The sequence below is a fragment of the Staphylococcus auricularis genome, from assembly GCF_001500315.1.
GTDB classification, from domain to species: domain Bacteria; phylum Bacillota; class Bacilli; order Staphylococcales; family Staphylococcaceae; genus Staphylococcus; species Staphylococcus auricularis.
In genome coordinates this window covers 1-327 of record NZ_LLER01000039.1, presented here as the reverse complement: position 1 = coordinate 327, position 327 = coordinate 1, and the positions used below count along the sequence as shown (strand labels likewise).

At 52.9% G+C, this 327-nt stretch carries 1 rRNA gene; it reads right to left on the bottom strand.

The features are described 5' to 3' along the window. Nucleotides 1–327, bottom strand: a 16S ribosomal RNA gene (locus APS80_RS10395); the annotation flags it as partial.

Genomic DNA, 327 nt, shown 5'->3' with positions numbered 1-327 from the left:
CCACCTTCCTCCGGTTTGTCACCGGCAGTCAACTTAGAGTGCCCAACTGAATGATGGCAACTAAGCTTAAGGGTTGCGCTCGTTGCGGGACTTAACCCAACATCTCACGACACGAGCTGACGACAACCATGCACCACCTGTCACTTTGTCCCCCGAAGGGGAAGACTCTATCTCTAGAGCGGTCAAAGGATGTCAAGATTTGGTAAGGTTCTTCGCGTTGCTTCGAATTAAACCACATGCTCCACCGCTTGTGCGGGTCCCCGTCAATTCCTTTGAGTTTAAGCCTTGCGGCCGTACTCCCCAGGCGGAGTGCTTAATGCGTTAGCT